This is a genomic window from Gelatiniphilus marinus (genome assembly GCF_042684345.1).
In the GTDB taxonomy this organism is placed as follows: domain Bacteria; phylum Bacteroidota; class Bacteroidia; order Flavobacteriales; family Flavobacteriaceae; genus Gelatiniphilus; species Gelatiniphilus marinus.
Genome location: NZ_JBHULK010000001.1, coordinates 289932 through 311535, shown reverse-complemented (window position 1 = coordinate 311535; position 21604 = coordinate 289932). Strand labels below are relative to the sequence as shown.

Sequence of the window (21604 nt, the reverse complement as noted above, 5' to 3'; positions counted from 1 at the left end):
ACATCTTAGTTTTTATTTTCAATGGCGTACAACGAATCGTAATCTTTATTATTCAAAATAATTCTTTTTCGCTTTTTAAATGATTTACTGAAAATACTCTTTTCCAAATTAACGTATTTACTTTCAACTCCGCATAAATGGGCGATGCTATGAAACAAGTCATCTGTCATGTAAGGTCTGTCTAAATCAATTTCAACCGGATTGCTTTGTTTATAGCTGCCCGATTGCCACAATAAAAAAGGTATTTGAAACATGGGCAAGGTACCAACATCATCATTATGTCCAGCAAAGCTTATGGTATGATATACTTCTTCTCCATGATCGGAAAAATAAAGAACAAAACTCTCTGAATTTTGGTTTTTAATTTTGTCTATAATATGGTTTACAATAAAATCATTATAAAGCACTGCATTATCATATGCATTAATGGTTTCATACTCTTTTTTATACCTAGCTATATTATTTTTTGGTTTTCCTTTAAAAACATTGAATGTGTCGGGATATTTATTTTCGTAATAGAAATGAGTTCCTTTTAAATGTATAAACACTACTTTACTTTTATCAATATCATGGTTGGTTATGTCGTTTAACGTATCAAATATTACCTCATCATATAGATTCAATCCCTCGGTGTCTTGAGTATTTAAATAAAATTTGTTTTTGCACGCGTAAACCAATTTGGTAATTTCGGTTTCGGCAAACCCTACGGGTTGTTGGTTGGATACCCAATAGGTTTCATAGTTTGCCGCATTTAAAAGCTGTACAATGGAGCCTTGGTGTGTTGAAGACTGTTCGTGATTTTGCAAGCTAAAAGCTTTAGTTAAAGAGGCTGTTGTTCCGGCATGCGGACTTATAACATCTTTAAAGACACTTAAACCCTCTTGCTTTGATAGCAATGGGTTTGTTTTTCTGTAATAACCATACAACGACATATTGTTACTTGTGGTGGACTCACCTATTATTACAACATACAGCTTGTTTTTATTATTATTTGCTGTTTTTGTGTTGTTGAAAATTCCTTTTTCACTTTTATAAGCACTAGCATTTACAACACCAGATTCATAATACACTACATAAAAGGATTTAAGCAATAAATAAGGTAAGTTTTGATGCCTTAACGGTGTTGCTTTTAAAACAAATAAAACCACAATTAAACTTAACACTAATGGTATAGCGCCAAAAACCGGTTTTTTAACATATAACAGTTTTTTGTTGTTTGCCAGAATACTTATAATAACCAACAGAAGCAAAAAGAGACCATAAACAATTATGTAGGCATCTAGATAAAAAGAAAGAAACTCTTTAACTTCTATATTATTGGTTTCTAATAAAACATAAATAGCAGATGGTGATATATCTACATTAAAAATATAATAATAGGAAGTTTCAAAAAACAATGTCATATTAAAAAGGACAAATACAACATTGAAATAAAAAATCCCTGTTTTTTTACTATTTAAAAAGCAAAGCGGAATTATTAAAATTAATGCAAATGAAATGTTTTCAACAAAATTTAATAATCTTTGAAACCCAAATTCACTAAATATTAATTCAAAAGCAAAAGTTATTATAATAGAAATTACAAACAACAATTCTATGCTAAGTTTTTTTTTACTCCTGTTATTTAGCAGCATGTCTCTTGAATAATTCATTTTTAAAAACATAAAACATAAGCAATGTATAAAATATATAGCTAAAAGCATGAGCCTTAACTGCTCCTAAAACACTCAAGTAATTTACCAAATAGATGCTTGACAAATAAATAAGTGCCATCAATATTATTTCGCAAGTTAAATATTTGAATATCATTTTTTTTGCAAAAAACTGGTATGCCATTGTGAGCGATATTATTCTAAAAAAATCTCCAATAAGTTGCCAACCAAATAATTCTTGCATGCTTAAAAACTCATTAGTAAAGACAACTCGAATTATAAAAAACCTAAGAAAATAAATACCTATAAAGCCCAACAATACTACTGGTAAAATACTTTTATAAAAATTTGAAACAATGCTTTTAAACCTTGTGTTATTTAGGTCTTCTGATAATGTTGGCAACAAATATATATTAAACAAGGTATAAATAAATAACATGTAATAATTAGATATTTTTCTTGTTGCTTCCCAATAACCTGCTTCTGAGACTCCAACAGTATCGATAATATGATTTCTAATCAATAAAAATATAATAGGAAACATGACTCCTGAAAATAAAGTCATTGAAAAAAAAGATGTAATTTTAAGCACATAAGGTTTTGAAGTTGAAACGAAACTAATGTTTTTGATTATTTTATATGCTAACTTAATCCTTGTTAAAAGTGACAAAAAAAGAATAAAGGGTGTTAATACAATAGAGAGCAATGCGCCATCTAACTGGTTTCTGCCCATTAAAAAAACGATTAACAATGCAGAAAACACATACCCTACTATATTAATTACAACTAAATCCTTAATTTTTTTTAAACCCGTAATTACTGCTATAAAAAAAATGTGCAAAGCAAAAAAAGGCATCATTACACCTGATACCTTAAACAAAATAGAATATTTGAACGTACCGAACACAAATTGACTTAATGAGCTAGAAAACAAAAGAAGAATAAATGCTGTTAAGACGCCAATACCAAGTGAAATTAAAAACCCAGCAGAGACTACTTTTTTAAATTGAAGCTTGTTGCCCTTAGATTCGGCTATGTATTTAACAATGCCATTTTGGAGGCCTAAAGCAGATAAGCTCTCAAAAGATTGCATAAAGTTTGATAAGTTACCCGATAGAGCCATACCAGATGGACCTATAAATACAGCCATAAATTTAGACACAGCAAACCCAGTAATTAATTTTGCTAAAACATTTATTGAGTTAAAAGAAACAGCTTTAAACAAAACACTTCTTTTTAGTTGCTCTTTTGCCTGTTTTAACATTAATTATTACATTTAAGTTTTACTGTTTGTAGTATTTTCAACCCCAAAAAGCGAGCTTCCAAATATTAATAAAATTATGCCATAGTACATTAAGTAGCTTACAAAATGCCCAATAACAGCACCTTTTACGCCAAAAATATCAATAAAATATATACTGGCTATATATAATATTATTATTAAAAATGCTTCGGTTATAATGTAATGCCAGAACATTTTTTTTGCTAAAAACTGGTAGGCTATTACCAAAGCCAACACCTTTAAAAAATCGCCCAGCAATTGCCACATAAACAAATCCTCTACCGGTTTAAACGCTTCAGTAAAAACAAATGTTACTATATATGGCTTAAAAACATATATTAAAAACAGGGCAAGGGCCAACAACGGGATTATGGTTTTATAAAAGCCGAACACCTCTTTCCTGAATTCTTTAACCGTATCGATTTCAGAAAACCGAGGCAAAATATAAAGGGCCATTAAAGAGCTAACCAACATTAAGTAATATTTAGATATGCGCGTTATGGCCTCCCAAAAACCGGCATCTTTATATCCTATGTTATCAATGATGTACGATCGAATAGCCAAAGCTACCAAAGGCAACAAAACAGCCGAAAACAAAGCCATAACCGAGTACGAGCCCAAGCGCTTAAAATAGCCCAAACTTACTTGCCTTACTTGGATAAGCGGTATTAAACTACGCCTATTAACAATACCAACCAGAGTAATTAAAAACACCAACGACTCTGCGATTACAACCGATATCAAAGCACCATCTATATTGTTCTGGTATATTAAAAGCAAGGCTATCGATGCTCCTAAAATCTGGCCGATAATATTTATTACAATAAGTATTTTATATTTTGAAAAGCCATTCATTATCGAAAACGAAAACATATTCAAAGCATAAAATGGAAGTACTATGGCAAATATTTTAATTACATAAGCGTAGTTATTGTAATTTGGAAAGATGATATTGTTGATGCTTTCGGCATTAAAATAACATAAAAGCGATACTATTATTGAAGATGCAAAACCAATATAGTAAACCGTAGAAAGGATTTTGCTTAACCTAACAATATTATCTTTATAGGCTGCTATATACTTTACCGCACCTTTGTAAAACCCTAATATTGCAACAGATTGGACCGAACTAACAAAATTGCGCAAATTGCCAATTAAGGCAAGGCCTTCGGCTCCAATAAAAACAGCAATGGCTTTAGATGTTAAAATGCCCGCTATTATCCTGGTTAAAATTGCGGCTGTTTTTAGCGCGGTTACTTTTATTAAAACATTTTTGTTTATATAATCTATTAATTTTTTCAATTAATATGGATTTACATTTCTTTAATATTGGTAAATGTGTTTTTTTCATGCATTGCAAAGCATGTGTTATTTTTGAATGAGCCAAATATACAAAATCATTTAACGTTTAATGCCAATAATTAGTATAGACAAGTTACTACGGCAGCCAAATAAACATTAATCTGTTTTAAGCACGCTTAAAAAACAAGTAGTACATATTAACCGAGAAAATAGCGGAATTGGCAATAATTATTGGCAAACCCACCCTTAGTGTTGGCATTAAAAACCCATAAATTATAAATAAAATACAACCAGCCATATTTACAAACCGCAATGTTTTTACGTTTTTCATGGTAAAAGATATAAGTACCATTAGCGATGCCAAATAGCCAATATACTCTGTTGCTGTTATACCGAATAGTTCCATATTAAATATCGAAAAAAAAAAAAGAAACCCTATTTAGAATTTCTCTTTAAATAATTTTTTACCACTGCAATCCATATTAGATTGATTTATTTCGTTTGCGCTCTACTTCTGTTAAAAATATTTTACGCAAACGCAGGTGTTTTGGCGTTACCTCTACATACTCATCTTTTTGTATATATTCCAACGCTTCTTCCAAACTAAACTTAATAGCGGGTACTATTTTGGCCTTGTCATCTGCTCCTGCAGACCGTACATTGCTCAGTTTTTTGGTTTTGGTTACGTTAACCGTCATATCGTCGCCTCTCGAGTTTTCTCCAATAACTTGACCTTCATAAATATCTTCTCCAGGGTCTATAAAAAACTTGCCTCTATCCTGCAGCTTATCTATAGAATACGGAATGGCCTGTCCTGTTTCCATAGAGACCAAACTACCATTTTGGCGCTCTGGGATACCACCTTTTAAGGGTTGGTATTCTTTAAATCGGTGTGCCATAATAGCTTCTCCTGCCGTAGCGGTTAACAATTGGTTACGCAAGCCAATAATACCCCTCGAGGGCACGATAAACTCACAAACCATCCGGTCGCCTTTGGCTTCCATACTTAGCATTTCGCCTTTACGTAGGGTAACCATCTCAATAGCTTTACCTGAAACTTCTTCGGGTAAATCAATCGTCATTTCTTCAACTGGTTCGCATTTTACACCATCAATTTCCTTAATGATAACTTGCGGCTGCCCAATTTGAAGCTCGTAACCTTCGCGACGCATCGTTTCGATTAAAACCGAAAGGTGCAAAACACCACGGCCAAAAACCATGAATTTATCGGCACTATCGGTTTCTTCTACTCTTAGCGCCAAATTCTTTTCCAATTCCTTGGTTAATCTTTCCTTTATGTGTCGCGATGTTACAAACTTTCCGTCTTTACCAAAGAATGGCGAATCGTTAATGGTAAACAGCATGCTCATCGTAGGCTCGTCTATGGCAATGGTTTTCAATCCTTCAGGGTTTTCCCAATCTGCTACGGTATCGCCAATTTCAAAACCTTCAAGACCAACAATGGCGCAAATATCGCCCGTTTGCACCTCATCTACCTTTTTACGGCCTACACCTTCAAAAACATGAAGTTCTTTAATCTTATTTTTCACAATAGAACCATCACGCTTTACCAACGAAATGTTTTGCCCTACCTTTAATTCACCTCGGGTTAAACGCCCAATGGCTATTCGTCCTGTAAACGACGAAAAATCTAGTGAGGTAATTAACATTTGCGTGGTGCCTGCTTCAATTTTAAGGTTCGGTATATGTTCTACTACCATATCCAACAGAGGCTCTAGGTTATCGGTTTCGTCTTGCCAATCCTCGCTCATCCAATTGTTTTTTGCTGAGCCGTAAACCGTAGGGAAATCCAATTGCCATTCTTCTGCCCCCAATTCAAACATTAAATCGAACACCTTTTCGTGCACCTCGTCTGGTGTACAGTTTTCTTTATCAACTTTATTGATAACAACACAGGGTTTCAAGCCCAAATCAATCGCTTTTTGCAACACAAAACGCGTTTGTGGCATGGGCCCTTCAAAGGCATCAACCAACAGCAAAACACCATCGGCCATATTTAAAACACGCTCTACTTCTCCACCAAAATCGGCGTGACCAGGTGTATCAATAATATTAATTTTTGTGTCTTTATAGATTACAGAAACGTTTTTAGAGGTAATGGTAATACCACGTTCGCGCTCTAAATCGTTGTTATCTAGAATTAAATCACCTGTGTTTTCGTTCTCTCGAAATAACTGGCAATGGTACATAATTTTATCAACCAAAGTGGTTTTACCGTGATCGACGTGCGCAATAATTGCAATGTTTTTAATGCTAACCATAATATGTGCTCCATTTTTTTGGGCGTGCAAAGTTAATTATAAATAATGAATAAATTATTCTATTTGATAATTGAAAAATAAAAAACCTTAAATTTAGAATTCTGAATTAGTATCTTTGTGGACTTAAAATTGCTGAAACCATTTTTTATGAAACTTCTAGATATTCCGAAAATAAAACATACCAACTCAAACAACTTCTTCCTTTTATGCGGCCCCTGTGCCATTGAAGGCGAGGATATGGCGTATAAAATTGCCGAAAAAGTTGTTAGCATAACGAACAAGTTAGAAATACCTTATATTTTCAAGGGTAGTTTTAAAAAAGCAAACAGAAGCAGAATAGATAGTTTTACTGGAATAGGAGACGAAAAAGCTTTAGAGATTCTAGCAAAAGTATCAGAGAAATTTGACGTTCCTACGGTTACCGATATCCACGAGGTTTCTGATGCTGCAATGGCAGCGCAATATGTTGATGTGCTGCAAATTCCAGCTTTTTTGGTTCGCCAAACCGATTTGGTGGTTGCCGCCGCCAAAACAGGTAAAGTGGTGAATTTAAAAAAAGGCCAGTTTATGAGTCCGGAGGCCATGAAACACGCCGTACAAAAAGTTAAAGATACGGGCAGTAACAAAGCGTGGATAACCGATAGAGGCACCATGTTTGGCTACCAAGACATGATTGTAGATTTTCGTGGCATTCCAACCATGCGAGAGTATGCTCCCACTATTTTAGATGTCACACATTCCTTACAGCAACCCAATCAAAGTGCAGGTGTTACTGGAGGCAGACCAGATATGATTGAAACCATCGCTAGAGCTGGTATTGTAAACCATGTGGACGGTTTGTTTATTGAAACCCACTTCGATCCCGCAAATGCTAAAAGTGATGGTGCCAATATGTTGCATTTAGATAATTTAGAACCGTTATTAACTAACCTAGTTTCTATTAGAAAGACGGTAAATAATTTATAAATAGTCGTAATTTGGTTTTATAAAAAGTAAAAACTAAAATTATGGTTAATAATAAACGAGGCGGAGACACTCCAATACAATGTGATTTAGAAGCTAACAAAAATTACGCGTGGTGCACCTGTGGGCATAGTGAAAATCAACCTTTTTGCAATGGATCTCACAAAGCAGCAAAAGCAACAACACCAATAGTTTTTTCTGTTGAAGAGGCTAAAACAGTTTACCTCTGTACCTGCAAACAAACTAAAAATCCGCCATACTGTGATGGGTCTCACCACTAGAATTTTGTTTTAAAATTTACTTATTATAAAACGATTTTCCTTTTTGCTTTTCGGCTTCCTTTAAAATGGCTATAAAGATAGTCTCGTCTATATCTTCTAAAGAATGATAACGAAGCGATTTAACCACTTTGCGGTTCTCGCTAACCAGATGTTCATCAAATTGTAAAAGGTATGCCGAGTGCCAAAAACCTACATCTACAAATTGCTTTTTATGGCTAGCGTTTAAGTAGCAAACAGGTGTTTTACCTAAGTAATAACAAGGCATTCGCCATTTATATTTTAATTCAGCCTCAGGAATAGTGTGCTCTATAATCACTTGAATGTGCATTAAAATAGAGCGATAGGGTTCGGGTTGATTTAATATGTAATGTTCGGCTGGATTTACCATGCTAATTTAATAATTTAAGCGAATACACTAAATAAAGTGGTCTATGTTTAGTGTAAATACTTTTATTAAAATCCGCTTTATTTTATTTAAATTTTATGGAAGTCGTGCACCTAAAAAGGCATCTGATTTGTTTTTTTACTTCGATTTTTTTGGTAATACTTCTTCAGGGAAGGGGAACAAAATGGTTGAGTTCTTTTCTGCCGCTATATTAGACAAGGTTTGATATAACCTTAACTTTATCGCCGATGGTGATTGGTCTATTAATTTACCAGCTTCTAATAATTTACCTGCTGCCTGTTCTTCTGCCAAGGCCAAAATAATTCGTGCCCGTCTAGAACGTTCTGCTTCTGCCTGATTAGCCATCATCCGTTTCATATTTTCGGGTAGCTGAATGTCTTTTATTTTTACATCAATTATATCGATACCCCAATCTTTGGTTTCAACCTCTACTATTTTTTTAATATTATTCCCCATTTCTTCACGTTTAGACAAAATGGTATCTAACTCGACTTTTCCACAAACATCTCGTAAGGCCGCTTGCGACAATTGTGTGATGGCGAAAGTATATTCTTCTACTTCTAATACCGCCATTTCTGGATCGATAACCTTAAAAAAAACAACACCGTCAATACTACAGGGTACATTATCTTCTGTCATAACCTCCTGAGAAACTATATTAATGGTAATTACCCTAATATCGACAACCTGTATGGTTTCTACTAGAGGTATAATCCATCTAAACCCTGGCTGTAATGTTTTAATATATTTCCCAAACCTAAATTTTAAAGCTCGTTTGTATTCAAAAATTACTCGTATTCCCGAAAGTAAGAATACGCTTAAAAATATCGCAAATAGTAATAACAGATTCATGACGCTTTATTTATTTTATTAAACACTATTAAGATAGTGATTTTGAATAAAAAGCGTTACGATTTAACACAAAATTATGCTATTAAAAATAGGAAAATAACAAATCTATTGTTAGTTATTTTACATCTAAACCCGATGGTATATGAGCAAAAAGGCTATTTTGTAATAACAGATTTTTATAAGGCATTACACCTGCGACTTTATATTTCTTGTTTTAGCTATTTTTTTAAAAGAAAAATTTTATTCCTTACCATCAACAAAACCTTGTAAATAGGCAAATGATTTTGTGAGTTTTCCGTTTTCGGTAATTTTGGCACGTTGTAGTACACCATCGGCATCGTTGTTAAAAAATGCGGGGATGACGTGTTCTAAAAACATATCGCCAAAACCTTCGCTGGCATCTTTTGGGAGTTCGCATGGTAAATTATCTACGGCCATAACGGTAATGGCGTTTGGAGCATTAAAAGCGACTTCGCTCTCAGATTGTGCATCGTATCCGTAAAAGGGCTCTGCAATGGTTGAGGCGCGTAATGTTGAAGCGACTGGCCCGTCGACATCGCAAGAAATATCGGCCACCAAATTAATTCTAAAATCTGGGTGTTTGGCATCGGCTCTAGTAAATAAATAAGGCGCATTATTACCATAAAAGTGCCCGGCTATAAAAAAGTCGGTTTCTTTAGCATAAGGCATAAAGTTACTTTCGTAGCCCGTTGGGTCGTTAATAAAGGCCCACTTATCGCCTACTTTACCATCGGTTCGTTTGTTGTATTCCATAACATCGACCATACAATACACGGGCTCGGTAAATTGCGAGGTTAAATACATGGCATCTGTAACTTGTTTTATTTGCAGATGGTCTAGTATTTCTTTGGCGCCATAGGCCACTTTTCCGGATCCGGACAGTAGTATTTTTATGTTTGGCAGCGTGATTTTGTCTAATTCTGCTTTCACGGCATTTAAATCAGCTAGGGTTTCTACCTTAGGTAAGTTAAATAAATTATCGCGCAAACCCAAAGCACGAAAACCATTGTAAGCGCCCACTAAACCGGCGTAACGCCCAAAACCTATTAACCTAAAGCCTTCTTTATTAACTATGGTTTCGTGATCGTAAAGTGTGATGTTCTTATCTAATATTGCACGTAATAAATCACGGTTATAAGGCTGTTTTTTTATGGTGTGCGAAAAGAAAAAATAGCTTTTGTTAGGCACTAAATTTTCGATAGGCACTTCTTTAACACCAATTAAAACGTCACAATCGGACACATCGTTAGTCACTTCAAACCCTTGATCTTGATACTGCTTGTCTGTAAACACCCGAATAGTTGAGGACTCTACTTTATAAGTCGCGTTTGGATAGTTTAATTGCGTTTCTTTTAATTTTTCTGGTGAAAACACGACACGTCTGTCTGGTGGGGTTTTCCGTTCTTTGATTAAGGCGAATGTTGTGCGCATGGATTTTATAATTTGGGCTAATTTCATGATTTTTTTATAATCTGACAACTTATTTTTTTGGTATAGTTTTTGTAAATGGTAGTCTGGGTTTTGCTTCGTTATTGAATTTTTTTGGTATCTTTGCTGCCCGCGTTAGGGATTGAGGCATTTGTTGAAGCTCTTTTTTGTTTTTCTCAAAAAAAGCGACTGCCGAAAGCCCGACCCAGTTTTGCCACTAAAAGCAAAAGTGGGTAACGCCCAAAAACCTATGCTTTTTTTGATTAAAACGCATTTAAAAAAAACAATTAATTAAGGGGTCGACTGGTTTTGACAGCGAGATTAATTGAACGGTAAGCACGTCGTGTAATGGCATTGAAACACGTTAAAGGCTAGACCAAATTTTAAACGGCGAGAATAACTACGCTTTAGCTGCATAATCTGAATTATAGTAAGATTGGCCTAGGTACACCAGGTGTACAAGCTTTATGTCTCCGGAAAGCCTTGATTGACGGCGTTCCATTTTGAGGCATCGTAAATGTCAATATAGATGAGGTAGTGCTTTGATGCCTTTTCGAAATTAAAGAAGCTAAGCTAAAAGTGGGTTGTCTTTAACCAGCTTCTAGTCGAAAACCCAAGAAAAGAATAAACGTGTAGAAAGCTCTTTGGTTACTTGTTTGGACGAGAGTTCGATTCTCTCCGACTCCACTAAAAACCCTTGTAAATACCAATGTTTACAAGGGTTTTATATGATTAGTTGAAATAAAGAATAATATTTCTTTGCGAAGGGTTTTCTAAAGATGGAATGATAAGCCATCCCGAATCACCATCAGTCATTGTTTTAATATCCAAATTTGGAATTTGCTCTTTTGATTCTTGAGATAATATTGAAAGCTGGGGCACAAAAATTATTGTGGGATTTTGATTATTTTTATCTTCTTCCCAATGCATTTCAAAAGATTTTTCATCGAAATTGTTTTTATATTTAAGCAAGGCACCGTTAACAGCAACCGGATAAGATCGCACCAAAACCTCATTAAAATATCGCAAATTTCCAGTTCCGGGGTCATAGGACCAATACGCATTTCCAAAAAGGTGCTTTTCAATAAGCGATATGGCATTTTTTGCCACAGGAATCACACTTTCTGAATTGCCGTAAAACGCGCCCCACTCGCCAAGCCACACGGGCATTTGCAATTGTTCCCCTTTACTTTTTATTTGATCGTAAATATAAGCCACCCGCTCGTTAGAGGCGTTTGCCACGGCATCGGTATCGGTTACCAAATCATAACCATGTGGTGCATACGCTACCAAGGGATCTGGTGATCCATCAGCCAAGGTTGTTCTTTCAATACTACTTGCCACACCTGTATTGCTGTAGTAACTGTGCTCTAAAAACAGGATGTGTTTTGTATCTACTTCCCGTATTGCCGCACTTACCTTTTGATACATTTTCTGCAAATGGTTAACCTCAAATTGCCTGTTAAGCTCAAACAATTGGCTAAACACAAAATGATAATTTTCCTTGTTTGATAGAATTTTTAAAGCCTCCATTCTACCTTTTTCATCGCTCCACATGCCTCCCAGTTGCTTATCGGTAAGTACTTCGCCCGTTAATTTATAGTGCAGCTGCCCATAGGCCGAAAGCAAAACCATGGTGGATTGCAATCCAGATGAACCTGGAAAAGGTTCATTCATAATGTCGTAACCAATTACCGTAGTGTTATCGGCATACCGTTTGGCAATGTGTTTCCAAAGGGCGGCATAACGGTCTTGAATTCCAATACCGTCTAAAGCGGGTTTGTTTTTCCAAAAATTATCAAATGCTGTTTGAACGGCTTCACTTAGCATATAAGCATCGCTCCAAATGGCACCTTCAGTATGTGGTTTACTTTCATCTAAAGTAGCCCATTCCGGAGCGCCATCGCTATATTTTACGCTGAAAAGATCTTGGTGCATATCCAGAACCACAAAAATATTGTTCTGTTCTGCCCATTTGATTCGTTTATCAATTTCTTTTAGATAGGCTTCGTTGTAAACACCGGGCTCGGGCTCTAAGCCATCCCAAATTATGAGAAATCGAATGCAATTAACGCCCCATTTCTTTAAGTTTTCATACAACTCCGGACCGCTCTGAAAAATGTAGCCTTCCGCTTTATTCTTACTACCAATGTTAATTCCATTAAGAATGATTTCCCTCCCCTCTCCATCAACAAACTTATCGCCTTTAATGGTTATGGTTTCTGGTAATATGGTTTTTGGTGTTGCGTTTTCTTCACAAGACACAAATAAATTCATGGTTAAAATAGCTATAAACACATAACTGAAAAGCGTTATTTTTCTAATTTTCATATCTAATTTATTTTTCTAATTGTTATTGGAATCGAACAGGGTTGTAATCTCTACCGCATTTATATCTATAGAACTAGAAACAGAAACGTTTTTATTCCCCATATTACAAGAAACAAAAATGAATAAAAACAGAAGTCTTGTTAAAAATTGAAATTTAGTTTTTAGATGTCCCATGTTTATTTTTATTGAACTTTCTAAATACAAGAGTTACTGTTTCAATCCAGTTACGGTGCCATCCAGATTCCATTCGTCTTTTAAATCAATGTTTAAATGTTTTAGAGCCGTTACCGCCACATCAATAACATAAACTTGTTTTTTAATTTCGCCTTTCTCAACATCTTTTCCCGAAGCTATATAAAATATGGTAGTGTGCTCCGGAATGGCCTTTCCGTGATTTGTGCCACTTCCACCATGATCTGTTGATACTAAAATGAGCCAGTTTTCATTAGCGTAATTTTTTCGTTTTTGAAGCGCTTTGACTATTCTACCTATTTTTTTATCGGTTTTTTCAATAGACTCAATATATTTCACATTGTCAGGCGCGTACCCATATTTATGACCCGCATGATCTACATTATCCAAATGCACAAACATCACATCAACATCTTCTTTTTTAAGTGTTTTTACGACACTTTTGGTTACCAAACCATCTGTTAGTTTATGTTTAGCAACTGTGGCATCATTGTCTTGAAGAATTTTATGAACTGGTGACCAGTTAGCTATGGAATAGGTACGTAAATCCGGTTGCTGCCGCTTTGCCAAATTAAAAAAATGGGGATATACTTTAATGTTTGGGTTTAAATATTGATTGCCCATTACTTATGCTTATCCTTCCAAACCCCGGTAAGCATACCGGTCCAACAAACACCGCTCCAACTTAAATCATCGGTTTTTGCTTTAAATGAATACGCTCCGTTTTTCCACAAATTATCTAAATGAGGTGTTTTGGCAGCCAACAAAGCATCCGGACGGCAACCATCAATTCCTAAAATAAGGACTTTGTTTTGTGCTTTAATTTCGGAGAACGAAAACACGATGGTTAATGCCAATAAAACGTAATATTTTAATTCTACTTTCATAGATCTTGTGATTATTTTTTTAATTTTTATTTGAAAACTCATAAATACCATCGGCATTTAATTGAAATTTAATGATGTTTTTATTTGCTTTAAGTTTAGATGATTGATTGGGTTTGCCCTTAATTTTAGCATTAATAACATGGCCATCTTGCCATTGAATATCGACCTCAAAACCACCGCGAGCCTTTAACCCTTTTACTTCTCCTTGCTGCCATACATCGGGTAATGCGGGCAACAAATCGATAATTCCCGATTGCGACTGCAACAACATTTCCACCATTCCTGCAGCACCGCCCATATTACCATCAAGTTGAAATGGCGGGTGCGCACATAGTAAATTGGCATAGGTTCCACCGGCTGTGGACATCTCAACCTTGGTGCTGGACACCGGCTTTAATAAGTTTTTAAGCATTTTATGCGCCCGATTGCCATCATTTAAACGTGCCCAAAAGTTAAGTTTCCATGCGCGCGACCAACCTGTACCACTATCACCACGAGCATTTAACGTTATTCTGGCAGCTTCGGCCAATTTGGGTGTATGCGTGGTTGATATTTGATTTCCGGGATGCAGTGCAAATAAATGTGAAATGTGGCGGTGCTTATTGTTGGGGTCATCAACATCTTCGGCCCATTCCTGTAGCTGCCCCCAAGACCCAATTTGAGGCGGCAAAATAGCATCTCTGGTTTGTATTGCTTTTGTTGTGAATGCATCATCAATTTCTAAAACCTCAGCGGCTTTTATACAGTTGTTCAGTATATCCCAAGCGATTTGATGATCCATTGAAGCACCCTTTGAAATGCCTCCGTGCTCGGGTGAATACGATGGCATAGAAACCAATTTACCGTTTTCGTCCTTTGTAAGATAATCGATCCAAAACCATGCGGCTTCTTTCATTACGGGGTAAGCCCGTGTTGTTAAAAACTCTTCGTCTTGTGTAAAATCATAATGATCCCAAAGGTGTTGGGAAAACCATGCAGCTCCACCGGGAAAGAACCCCCAAGGAATGCCCCACCCTGGCGATGTGTAACCATAGGCATTGGTCATGGTATTTGTCATCCATCCTCGGGTATTGAAAAATTCTTTAGCTGTAAGTTTACCGGGTTCAACCAGACTTTCAATAAAATCCAAAAATGGCAGGTGGCATTCTGACAGATTCGTTAATTCTGCCGGCCAATAAATCATTTCTAAATTGATGTTGCTGTGGTAATCGGCTGCCCAAGGCGGATTTGTGGAGTTATTCCATTTACCTTGCAAATGCATGGACATACTGTTTGGGCGACTTGCCGAAATCATTAAATAACGTGCGTATTGAAAGTATAGACTTTCTAAGCCCGCGTCTTCCGAACCGTTAAAATAAGCCTGCAATCTTTCATTTGTGGGGACAGCGGGCTGAGTACTTTTTCCCAAATTTAAACTAACACGATTGAATAAATTTGAATAATCACGAAGGTGTTCCCTTTTTAAATCATTAAAAGATTTACTTGCCAATTCTTGCAATACTTTTTCGTTATCAGCTTTATAATCGTTCCCTTTATAGGTTGGATATGTTAAGGTATAAGCCGTAGAAGATGTGTTTAACAGCACAACATCTTTAGCGTCCTTTATATAAATGACGCCATCTTTATACGTTATTTTTCCGTCGGATAATTTTAAGGCTATTTTGGTTTCGAATGGCATTCCGTTATCGGCAACTTTACCTTCAAAGGCATACACCCCATCGTTAAAATTTTGAACGATTTTTGTATGCGGACTCTTAAAACGAATTTCGTAATCGGTTTTAACCGAGCTTTCAAAACGATAGACCATAACCTTGCTGGGATAATTACCAAAAAACGTGCGGCGGTAATTTTTATCATCAATACTATATTCAACCTTTCCCAAGGCTTTACCAATATCAAGGCTTCGTTTATAGTTTGAAACTTCTCCCGAATGGCCTACTTTTACATAAATATCGCCCATGGTTTGTTGGGCGCCATAATCGCCAAAATCAGCATTGTACTGTTTTCCTGTATTAATGATTCCTGTAAATTCGGACTTTGTAATTCTATCTGCCTCATCCGATTTTCCTTCTTTTAAAAGTTTTCTAACTTCTGGCAAAAAACTATGGGCATTTTTTCTGATGCCAATATTGTAATCCGGATTGGAATCGGGGCCACCAGACCAAAGCGTTCCTTCAGAAAATTGAATATGTTCTTCCTGTATCCCTCCAAAGAACATGGCACCCACGTAACCATTCCCTATGGGCAATGCCTCGGTCATCCAATTGCTCGCTGGTTCGTTATACCAAAGTTCTAACGCATTGTTTTCCTGAGCAAAGGAAAATACCGTTATTAAAATGAGATAGGTCCTTATTGATAGTTTTATTATTTTTTTCATTGTTTTCTTTATTCAAACATTAAGGTAACCATGACTGCTTTATGGTCTGAGGGCCATTCCAAAGTATCTGCCATAAAATTCTCTTCCGAGGTAAAAGTCGTCACCAATTCATTATAGGCATAGGATTCTTTTGGGCCTACCATAGTAGCCGATGTGGTTTTTATATTATGGCCTTTATAGAAAATAAAATCAATTCTGTCGCGTTCATCCGAAAGTGGTGTCCAGCTTGTTGAATCTTTGCCGTGAACTTTTGATGGCCATGTGATTCCGGGATGTGTAAGTTCATCGGGGTAGAAATTTCTATAAGCATCAATAAATCCTTTTTGAAAAAGTGTATAAGTACTTGGCCAGTTAATAACCACACCATTATGGTCAAAACGATTTGCGGCTTTTTCGGTCCAATCTAAATGCGACGGCTCGTAGAAATCGCCCATTAAAATAATAGGATTTGTTTCGGTTTTTATTGAATTTAAGAATGCCGCGATTTGTTCGTCCCGAGTGGATTTTTTGTTATAAGCTAAAATTTCATCAACATTGGTAACTGGTGATTTGTTGCCATTTTCATCTTTAATAAGATTCCAATTTGGAGTACCGCCATAATATCTGCGAGGTAAATAACAGGCGTAACCCTTATAATCTAAATGCGCTGCTGCCACTACAATGGTTTTGGAATTTAGTTTTACATTGTACTTTACCACAGAGCCTTCGCCGTTATAAACAACTTTGGATGCGGTAATGGGATATTTACTTATTAACGACACATCGCCACCGGCAAACTTGCCAAAATAATCAACGCCTTTATCTTTTAATTTTTTTAAAATTTTAGTAGTCCAGTCTTCGTCATTGTAATTTCTAACTTCGGTAAAGCTTACAATATCTGGGTCGGTGGCCAAAATAATGTCTCTTATTTTATCTAATCCATTGGCTACCATGGTGCCTTCTTGCCAAATATTAAAGGTCATTACTTTAAGCGCTGCAGGTTTTGGTATTGTAACTTCTTTTTCCTTCTTTTCATTTTGCGTGTTATGGCAAGATGAACAAACAAGAACAGTAAATAATAATAGTATGTATCGACTCATAAATGATTTTTTAAAATAATTTCCAATTCGTTTTTCCAATGTTGATAGGCTTCTATATAGGGTTCTCTGTTTTTTAACAACTCGAAGGTTTGGGCATGATCATTTTTATAAATGATGTCTTGGTATTGTTTAAAATCACCAAGGTGCAAACAACAAGCTCGAGCAGCATTAACTGCCAAATCGGTGTTATAAGTTTCAATTTTCAACTCGACTAACGAAGTTAAGGTATTTACAAATACCTCAGATTGAAATAACATATCGTTTACCGCGTTAATGGTATGTACCTCAATTCCGTTGGTTTTTAAATTTTCCATGGCATAAACCATAGCAAATGCAATCCCTTCTAAAGTTGCTCGAAATACGTGTCCTTTTGAATGATTTTTTAAATTTACACCTTTAATAATCGTGCCAATATTTGCATTTTTCAACATGTGTTCAGCACCATTTCCAAAAGGAAAAACGGTAACGCCCTCTGCCCCAATAGGAATTTCGGAGGCCTTGCGATCCATGATGTCATAAGAGCTTTCCTTAAATTGTTTTTTTAACCACTCGTACTGCAAATAACCGCCTTTGAAAACTACCGATTTCCCGATTGGTACATTATAGCCAATACTTATATTTTGATTCGGGTTAGACGAATTGGTTAAGGCATAAATTCGTGTTGGCGATTGTGTTGATATGGCTACTTCGCCGGGGTTAAAAATATTTGTGGCCAGTGCCGTACTCGCTTGATGTGCTGCCCTGAACAGTATGGGCGTTCCAACCGGTATGCCTGTGTCTTGGGAAGCAGCCGGGGTAACCAGCCCTTGGTTTTTAAAATTTTCGACTATTGTGGGTATCATGCTTTTTTTAATCTGATAACGGTGCAAGGCATCTTCATCCAACGCATCGGTTTCACAATGCCATAAACCCAGTTCTGAAAGTCCATCTTTTGTGGTAGAAATAGTATGGGTTAATTTAAACGTTATAAAATCTCCGAGAAAATAAATTTATCAATTTGATTATATTTATTTCGGTCATTTTCCGATAACCACTTCAAATCCGAAACCGATAAATTTTTAAAAGCTACCGTTTCTTTTGTTTGTTGAGGGTCTGCATTTATAAGAGTCAGTTCTTGCATTTGATAGGAAATTCCAATCCCTGAAATCTTTTTCGCATCAATTTTTGAGTCGGTTATCAAATTCTTAATTGCCGAACAAACCATAAGCCAATAATTTTCATAATCAGCACCAGTCCCTTCACTTTGAAATGATTTTATTTCATTTATAGGCACTTGAAACGTATTTACTTTTTCGCCTGAATGCCAGTTGGTTAATGCAACTTTTATTGTTGAATTTGCGACGTCCAGACCTAAGTAATACATTTTTTTATTTCTTTAAACTGATTGAAAAATGAATTCATCTCTACTTTATGAGTGTTGTGAAATTGGCAAACAAAAAAGGGGAAGAAGAAAAACTAACAATCTTCTTCCCCAAAACATAACACTATTTAAAAAACTCAATTCTTATGGAAGCTTAAATTTATTGGTGATGGTGTACCAATACACCCAGTCGCCTCCAGACTCGTAAACCACATCGTATTCTACGCTAACTGTTCCTGAACACACATCGTAAGTACCTTCTCCAACTTGACTAAAGGCATAAACATACCCATCGTTATCGGTTCCGGCAACTTGTTGATTGAAGGTTGCGCTCCCCTTTGTAGCACCTTGTGCCACCGGCGTTAAGGTAATATCAACTTTTACATTAGGGAAAGGGCCATAGGCAATTAAATCGCCCTGAAAGGTTACAACGTCTCCATTAACACTTCCCACGACTGGGAAGGTGCCCGACGGCGTTTCGTTTTGCACGTTTGAAGAATTAAAAACATCGGTGGTCGAGCTGCACTCGTCATCGGCAATGTTCACTGTTATAAATGCTTTTGTGGGACTGTCCAAACCTAATCCGATATTCAGGTTAGGGTTACTGGTACTTTCTATATAGATATCGATACTTCTATCCTCCAAACTACCGGTTACATTGTCGATAGTGCTTATTAACAAAGGCTCGGAGGTGTAATTCCCTTTTTCTATCAATAAGGTTTTAGTTGACAAAGTATAATCTACGCCTTCTGTCGCATTGTTTTCTACAACTGAAAGATTAATGGTAATATCTTCTTTGGGTTCATAACCCAATAAATCAATTACAATGGGCTCCGGTGATGTGCTGGCATCAAATTCGTTTATGGTTACCGATTCGGCTTGAAACGCAATAAACTCATATACGGGATCTGTAATACTATCGTCGCTGCTACAAGAAACAACTGCAACCAGAGATAGTAAAAAGATGAATGATTTAATATTTTTCATTGTTTAGGTATTTATTATTTATTCATTTTTAAGTAACCACATGTCACCGTTTACAGTGTCTCCATTAGGATATTGACTGCTAATGGCGGCTTCAAGGTTTTCTCTGTTTGACTGAATTTCGCTTTCTGGATACATCCATCGTTTCGGGATCATGCCGTCATTTAGAATGCCCGGTCCATCGGTAGAAAATTCTGGAAATCCGGTTCTTCTTTGGTTGTAAAACGCTTCCCAACCTGAGTTCATAAAAAATGATAAATATTTCTGTGTTATTATCATTTCAATGCCTTGCGATGCATTGTAAACTATTTGCGGATTTGATAAGTACGTATTAATGGCAGCGCTGTCTATATTATAAAACTCCATTGAAGCACGTCACGGACTACATCAACCTAGAATACAAGACTAAGGATATTCCAGTAAAAGATGTTGACCATAAATTTATTTCAGGATTAGAATATTATTTAAAGACAGAACGAAAGTGTGCGCATAATACAGCTATTAAGTATGTAACCAATTTTAAGAAAATTGTCCGCATCGCTTTTGCTAACGATTGGATTAGTAAAGACCCATTTTTGAATTGGAAAGCGAAACTTAAAATTGCTTTCTTCATCTTTTTAAAATTTAATAATTATTAATCTATTACTTGTTCTACTTCACCACATTTTAGCATTGCATCACCAAAATATGGATTTAATATTTGTTCCTCCTTGCTTAACCAGAATCCTCCATTGTTATTATCTACCATTGGACAAAACTGTACAAAGAGTTTATCATTTACTTTATCAAAGCTTCTAACCATTTCTATAAGCTTATCTGAAATAATTTGAAACTGTTTGCGCTGTTGTTCCAAACTCACCTTATCATTTATTCCTTTAGATGTTTTATGCAAAATAGCCAGTAATTATGAGTTTGTACTCTTTGATTTTCTGGTATTTCTTCTAATGCTTTCCTGAATGCTTCGCTTTTTGTTGATGCTAACGATACATCGGACTGAATTAAAGCATCTTTAAGATTGATATATGCGTCAATAATAGGTTGAAAAGATGCTTCAACAATACTATTAAAATCAACTTTTTCAGTCATCATATTCATTGTATGACCTTCGTGACCTGTCATTACTTTATCACTACCTTTATTCATCATAGATTTTTTACCTTGTAATTGAGCTGCTGCATCAACTGTAAATGTACCGTTTGTTACTATTTCATTGTCAATTTGTTTATCTATATCTCCTTTTTATGCTATTAATTAGTTTTCAGCATTTTGTTGCGTAACCCCATTGATTGTAAATACATAGTCCCTGCCTTGAGTAATTCAATTAATTCTTGTTTGGCCATATCATTGTTCATTTAATAAACTTCTGCAGTAAAATAAGGAAATAAAAAAATACTTTAAAATTAGAAAAACATATCTTACACTACTAAATTTAAATAGAATTAAGAGTAATTACTAAAAAATCTCTTTTAAAAGTTAAATCTTTATAAATCGAATATGAATTATTTATCTTTTTTAGACTATTTTTGTAATAATAGTTAACACTCCCACAGAATGAAAGAAGAATCAACTCAAGAAGCAGAAAAGCAATTAAACGGTAAGTCTAAAGACGCCAATTCTAAAATTGATGCCATAAAAGAACTTATTTTTGGAGAAAATATTCAGGCGTACAACTCTGAGTTTGAAGCGGTAAAAGCAGATATTATCGCAAAAAAAGAAGAGTTACAAAATTTAATTAGCATTGTTGAAACCGAACTTTTACAAAATATTGATACTTTAAGTACCGATATAAACATTAGAATTACAGACCTTGAAAACACTTTAAACGATAAGATTGAAACACTTGACGATAAAAAGGTAAACCGTAAATTATTAAGCGATCTGCTTATTAAAATGGGGCAAAAAATTAGTGAATAAACCTTACAGCA

At 35.5% G+C, this 21604-nt stretch carries 22 protein-coding genes, 1 other RNA gene and 1 pseudogene; 5 read left to right on the top strand and 19 right to left on the bottom strand.

Translation table 11 applies throughout. From position 1 onward, the window contains the following. Nucleotides 1-5 precede the first annotated feature (5 nt). From ACFSQS_RS01390 to typA, 5 genes are all read right to left on the bottom strand, one after another. Entirely contained in the window at nucleotides 6-1403 is a 1398-nt protein-coding gene (locus ACFSQS_RS01390) for a phosphoethanolamine transferase (RefSeq protein WP_388012927.1), read from the bottom strand. A gap of 217 nt (nucleotides 1404-1620) precedes the next feature. Then, on the bottom strand, nucleotides 1621-2916 hold the full coding sequence (locus ACFSQS_RS01385) for an O-antigen translocase (RefSeq protein ID WP_388012924.1): 1296 nt from the start codon (nucleotides 2914-2916) through the stop codon (nucleotides 1621-1623). Between the two features lie 12 nt (nucleotides 2917-2928). Continuing rightward, on the bottom strand, nucleotides 2929-4236 hold the full coding sequence (locus ACFSQS_RS01380; protein WP_388012921.1) for an O-antigen translocase: 1308 nt from the start codon (nucleotides 4234-4236) through the stop codon (nucleotides 2929-2931). 166 nt (nucleotides 4237-4402) lie between these two features. Continuing rightward, nucleotides 4403-4642, bottom strand: coding sequence for a uroporphyrinogen decarboxylase (locus tag ACFSQS_RS01375; protein ID WP_388012918.1), 240 nt, complete (start codon nucleotides 4640-4642; stop codon nucleotides 4403-4405). A 76-nt stretch (nucleotides 4643-4718) separates the two neighbouring features. Beyond that, on the bottom strand, nucleotides 4719-6518 hold the full coding sequence (gene typA, locus ACFSQS_RS01370; RefSeq protein WP_388012915.1) for a translational GTPase TypA: 1800 nt from the start codon (nucleotides 6516-6518) through the stop codon (nucleotides 4719-4721). Nucleotides 6519-6665: 147 nt separating this feature from the next. On the opposite strand from typA, the gene kdsA reads away from it, so the two are divergent. Together kdsA and ACFSQS_RS01360 are read left to right on the top strand one after the other, a co-directional pair. Beyond that, nucleotides 6666-7484, top strand: coding sequence for a 3-deoxy-8-phosphooctulonate synthase (gene kdsA, locus ACFSQS_RS01365; RefSeq protein WP_388012912.1), 819 nt, complete (start codon nucleotides 6666-6668; stop codon nucleotides 7482-7484). Between the two features lie 41 nt (nucleotides 7485-7525). Continuing rightward, nucleotides 7526-7762 (top strand): CDGSH iron-sulfur domain-containing protein, encoded by a 237-nt coding sequence (locus tag ACFSQS_RS01360; RefSeq protein ID WP_388012909.1) that lies wholly within the window; start codon nucleotides 7526-7528, stop codon nucleotides 7760-7762. 16 nt (nucleotides 7763-7778) lie between these two features. Here ACFSQS_RS01360 and ACFSQS_RS01355 read toward each other — a convergent pair whose 3' ends face one another. The 3 genes from ACFSQS_RS01355 to ACFSQS_RS01345 form a co-directional block, all read right to left on the bottom strand. Next, nucleotides 7779-8150: a DUF1801 domain-containing protein gene (locus tag ACFSQS_RS01355; RefSeq protein WP_388012907.1), complete on the bottom strand. Its 372-nt coding sequence runs from the start codon at nucleotides 8148-8150 to the stop codon at nucleotides 7779-7781. A 135-nt stretch (nucleotides 8151-8285) separates the two neighbouring features. Then, a complete protein-coding gene (locus ACFSQS_RS01350) occupies nucleotides 8286-9020 on the bottom strand; it encodes a slipin family protein (RefSeq protein WP_388012905.1) in 735 nt (244 codons plus the stop codon). A gap of 240 nt (nucleotides 9021-9260) precedes the next feature. Then, on the bottom strand, nucleotides 9261-10499 hold the full coding sequence (locus ACFSQS_RS01345) for an NAD(P)-dependent oxidoreductase (RefSeq protein ID WP_388012902.1): 1239 nt from the start codon (nucleotides 10497-10499) through the stop codon (nucleotides 9261-9263). 265 nt (nucleotides 10500-10764) lie between these two features. On the opposite strand from ACFSQS_RS01345, the gene ssrA reads away from it, so the two are divergent. Then, nucleotides 10765-11159, top strand: a transfer-messenger RNA (tmRNA) gene (ssrA, locus tag ACFSQS_RS01340). Nucleotides 11160-11201: 42 nt separating this feature from the next. On the opposite strand, the gene ACFSQS_RS01335 is transcribed toward ssrA, so the two are convergent. The 10 genes from ACFSQS_RS01335 to ACFSQS_RS01290 form a co-directional block, all read right to left on the bottom strand. Beyond that, nucleotides 11202-12800, bottom strand: a complete 1599-nt coding sequence (locus tag ACFSQS_RS01335; protein WP_388012899.1) for a cellulase family glycosylhydrolase — start codon at nucleotides 12798-12800, stop codon at nucleotides 11202-11204. A 15-nt stretch (nucleotides 12801-12815) separates the two neighbouring features. Then, entirely contained in the window at nucleotides 12816-12974 is a 159-nt protein-coding gene (locus tag ACFSQS_RS01330; RefSeq protein ID WP_388012896.1) for a hypothetical protein, read from the bottom strand. A gap of 33 nt (nucleotides 12975-13007) precedes the next feature. Beyond that, on the bottom strand, nucleotides 13008-13616 hold the full coding sequence (locus tag ACFSQS_RS01325; protein WP_388012893.1) for an alkaline phosphatase family protein: 609 nt from the start codon (nucleotides 13614-13616) through the stop codon (nucleotides 13008-13010). Beyond that, nucleotides 13616-13879: an alkaline phosphatase family protein gene (locus tag ACFSQS_RS01320; RefSeq protein ID WP_388012890.1), complete on the bottom strand. Its 264-nt coding sequence runs from the start codon at nucleotides 13877-13879 to the stop codon at nucleotides 13616-13618. Before ACFSQS_RS01320 ends, ACFSQS_RS01325 begins: the two co-directional genes overlap by 1 nt. A 19-nt stretch (nucleotides 13880-13898) precedes the next feature. Further along, nucleotides 13899-16256: a glycoside hydrolase family 95 protein gene (locus ACFSQS_RS01315; protein WP_388012887.1), complete on the bottom strand. Its 2358-nt coding sequence runs from the start codon at nucleotides 16254-16256 to the stop codon at nucleotides 13899-13901. 8 nt (nucleotides 16257-16264) lie between these two features. Further along, complete coding sequence (locus ACFSQS_RS01310; RefSeq protein WP_388012884.1) at nucleotides 16265-17335, bottom strand: endonuclease/exonuclease/phosphatase family protein; 1071 nt, start codon at nucleotides 17333-17335, stop codon at nucleotides 16265-16267. Beyond that, nucleotides 17332-18177 carry a hypothetical protein gene (locus ACFSQS_RS01305; RefSeq protein ID WP_388012881.1) on the bottom strand — a complete coding sequence of 282 codons (846 nt, stop codon included), beginning with the start codon at nucleotides 18175-18177 and terminating at the stop codon, nucleotides 17332-17334. Before ACFSQS_RS01305 ends, ACFSQS_RS01310 begins: the two co-directional genes overlap by 4 nt. A 122-nt stretch (nucleotides 18178-18299) precedes the next feature. After that, entirely contained in the window at nucleotides 18300-18698 is a 399-nt protein-coding gene (locus ACFSQS_RS01300) for an FGGY family carbohydrate kinase (RefSeq protein ID WP_388012878.1), read from the bottom strand. 141 nt (nucleotides 18699-18839) lie between these two features. Further along, on the bottom strand, nucleotides 18840-19682 hold the full coding sequence (locus tag ACFSQS_RS01295; protein ID WP_388012875.1) for a hypothetical protein: 843 nt from the start codon (nucleotides 19680-19682) through the stop codon (nucleotides 18840-18842). 18 nt (nucleotides 19683-19700) lie between these two features. After that, a complete protein-coding gene (locus ACFSQS_RS01290) occupies nucleotides 19701-20045 on the bottom strand; it encodes a SusD/RagB family nutrient-binding outer membrane lipoprotein (protein WP_388012872.1) in 345 nt (114 codons plus the stop codon). Here ACFSQS_RS01290 and ACFSQS_RS01285 point away from each other — a divergent pair. After that, nucleotides 20045-20317: a phage integrase SAM-like domain-containing protein gene (locus ACFSQS_RS01285; RefSeq protein WP_388012869.1), complete on the top strand. Its 273-nt coding sequence runs from the start codon at nucleotides 20045-20047 to the stop codon at nucleotides 20315-20317. The genes ACFSQS_RS01290 and ACFSQS_RS01285 overlap by 1 nt on opposite strands. Here ACFSQS_RS01285 and ACFSQS_RS01280 read toward each other — a convergent pair. Then, nucleotides 20314-20891: pseudogene (locus ACFSQS_RS01280) on the bottom strand (hypothetical protein); the annotation flags it as partial. The gene ACFSQS_RS01285 and the pseudogene ACFSQS_RS01280 overlap by 4 nt on opposite strands. A gap of 339 nt (nucleotides 20892-21230) precedes the next feature. On the opposite strand from ACFSQS_RS01280, the gene ACFSQS_RS01275 reads away from it, so the two are divergent. Continuing rightward, a complete protein-coding gene (locus tag ACFSQS_RS01275) occupies nucleotides 21231-21593 on the top strand; it encodes a fructose 1,6-bisphosphatase (protein ID WP_388012866.1) in 363 nt (120 codons plus the stop codon). The last annotated feature ends 11 nt before the right edge of the window (nucleotides 21594-21604 follow it).

What these genes read in the sequence shown, in the direction of transcription:
- ACFSQS_RS01390 (WP_388012927.1), bottom strand. Translation starts at nt 1,403, where the DNA reads ATGACATTGTTTTTTGAAACTTCCTATTATTATATTTTTAATGTAGAT.
- ACFSQS_RS01385 (WP_388012924.1), bottom strand. Translation starts at nt 2,916, where the DNA reads ATGTTAAAACAGGCAAAAGAGCAACTAAAAAGAAGTGTTTTGTTTAAA.
- ACFSQS_RS01375 (WP_388012918.1), bottom strand. Translation starts at nt 4,642, where the DNA reads ATGGAACTATTCGGTATAACAGCAACAGAGTATATTGGCTATTTGGCA.
- typA (WP_388012915.1), bottom strand. Translation starts at nt 6,518, where the DNA reads ATGGTTAGCATTAAAAACATTGCAATTATTGCGCACGTCGATCACGGT.
- kdsA (WP_388012912.1), top strand. Translation starts at nt 6,666, where the DNA reads ATGAAACTTCTAGATATTCCGAAAATAAAACATACCAACTCAAACAAC.
- ACFSQS_RS01360 (WP_388012909.1), top strand. Translation starts at nt 7,526, where the DNA reads ATGGTTAATAATAAACGAGGCGGAGACACTCCAATACAATGTGATTTA.
- ACFSQS_RS01355 (WP_388012907.1), bottom strand. Translation starts at nt 8,150, where the DNA reads ATGGTAAATCCAGCCGAACATTACATATTAAATCAACCCGAACCCTAT.
- ACFSQS_RS01350 (WP_388012905.1), bottom strand. Translation starts at nt 9,020, where the DNA reads ATGAATCTGTTATTACTATTTGCGATATTTTTAAGCGTATTCTTACTT.
- ACFSQS_RS01345 (WP_388012902.1), bottom strand. Translation starts at nt 10,499, where the DNA reads ATGAAATTAGCCCAAATTATAAAATCCATGCGCACAACATTCGCCTTA.
- ACFSQS_RS01335 (WP_388012899.1), bottom strand. Translation starts at nt 12,800, where the DNA reads ATGAAAATTAGAAAAATAACGCTTTTCAGTTATGTGTTTATAGCTATT.
- ACFSQS_RS01330 (WP_388012896.1), bottom strand. Translation starts at nt 12,974, where the DNA reads ATGGGACATCTAAAAACTAAATTTCAATTTTTAACAAGACTTCTGTTT.
- ACFSQS_RS01325 (WP_388012893.1), bottom strand. Translation starts at nt 13,616, where the DNA reads ATGGGCAATCAATATTTAAACCCAAACATTAAAGTATATCCCCATTTT.
- ACFSQS_RS01320 (WP_388012890.1), bottom strand. Translation starts at nt 13,879, where the DNA reads ATGAAAGTAGAATTAAAATATTACGTTTTATTGGCATTAACCATCGTG.
- ACFSQS_RS01315 (WP_388012887.1), bottom strand. Translation starts at nt 16,256, where the DNA reads ATGAAAAAAATAATAAAACTATCAATAAGGACCTATCTCATTTTAATA.
- ACFSQS_RS01310 (WP_388012884.1), bottom strand. Translation starts at nt 17,335, where the DNA reads ATGAGTCGATACATACTATTATTATTTACTGTTCTTGTTTGTTCATCT.
- ACFSQS_RS01305 (WP_388012881.1), bottom strand. Translation starts at nt 18,177, where the DNA reads ATGATACCCACAATAGTCGAAAATTTTAAAAACCAAGGGCTGGTTACC.
- ACFSQS_RS01300 (WP_388012878.1), bottom strand. Translation starts at nt 18,698, where the DNA reads ATGTATTACTTAGGTCTGGACGTCGCAAATTCAACAATAAAAGTTGCA.
- ACFSQS_RS01295 (WP_388012875.1), bottom strand. Translation starts at nt 19,682, where the DNA reads ATGAAAAATATTAAATCATTCATCTTTTTACTATCTCTGGTTGCAGTT.
- ACFSQS_RS01290 (WP_388012872.1), bottom strand. Translation starts at nt 20,045, where the DNA reads ATGGAGTTTTATAATATAGACAGCGCTGCCATTAATACGTACTTATCA.
- ACFSQS_RS01275 (WP_388012866.1), top strand. Translation starts at nt 21,231, where the DNA reads ATGAAAGAAGAATCAACTCAAGAAGCAGAAAAGCAATTAAACGGTAAG.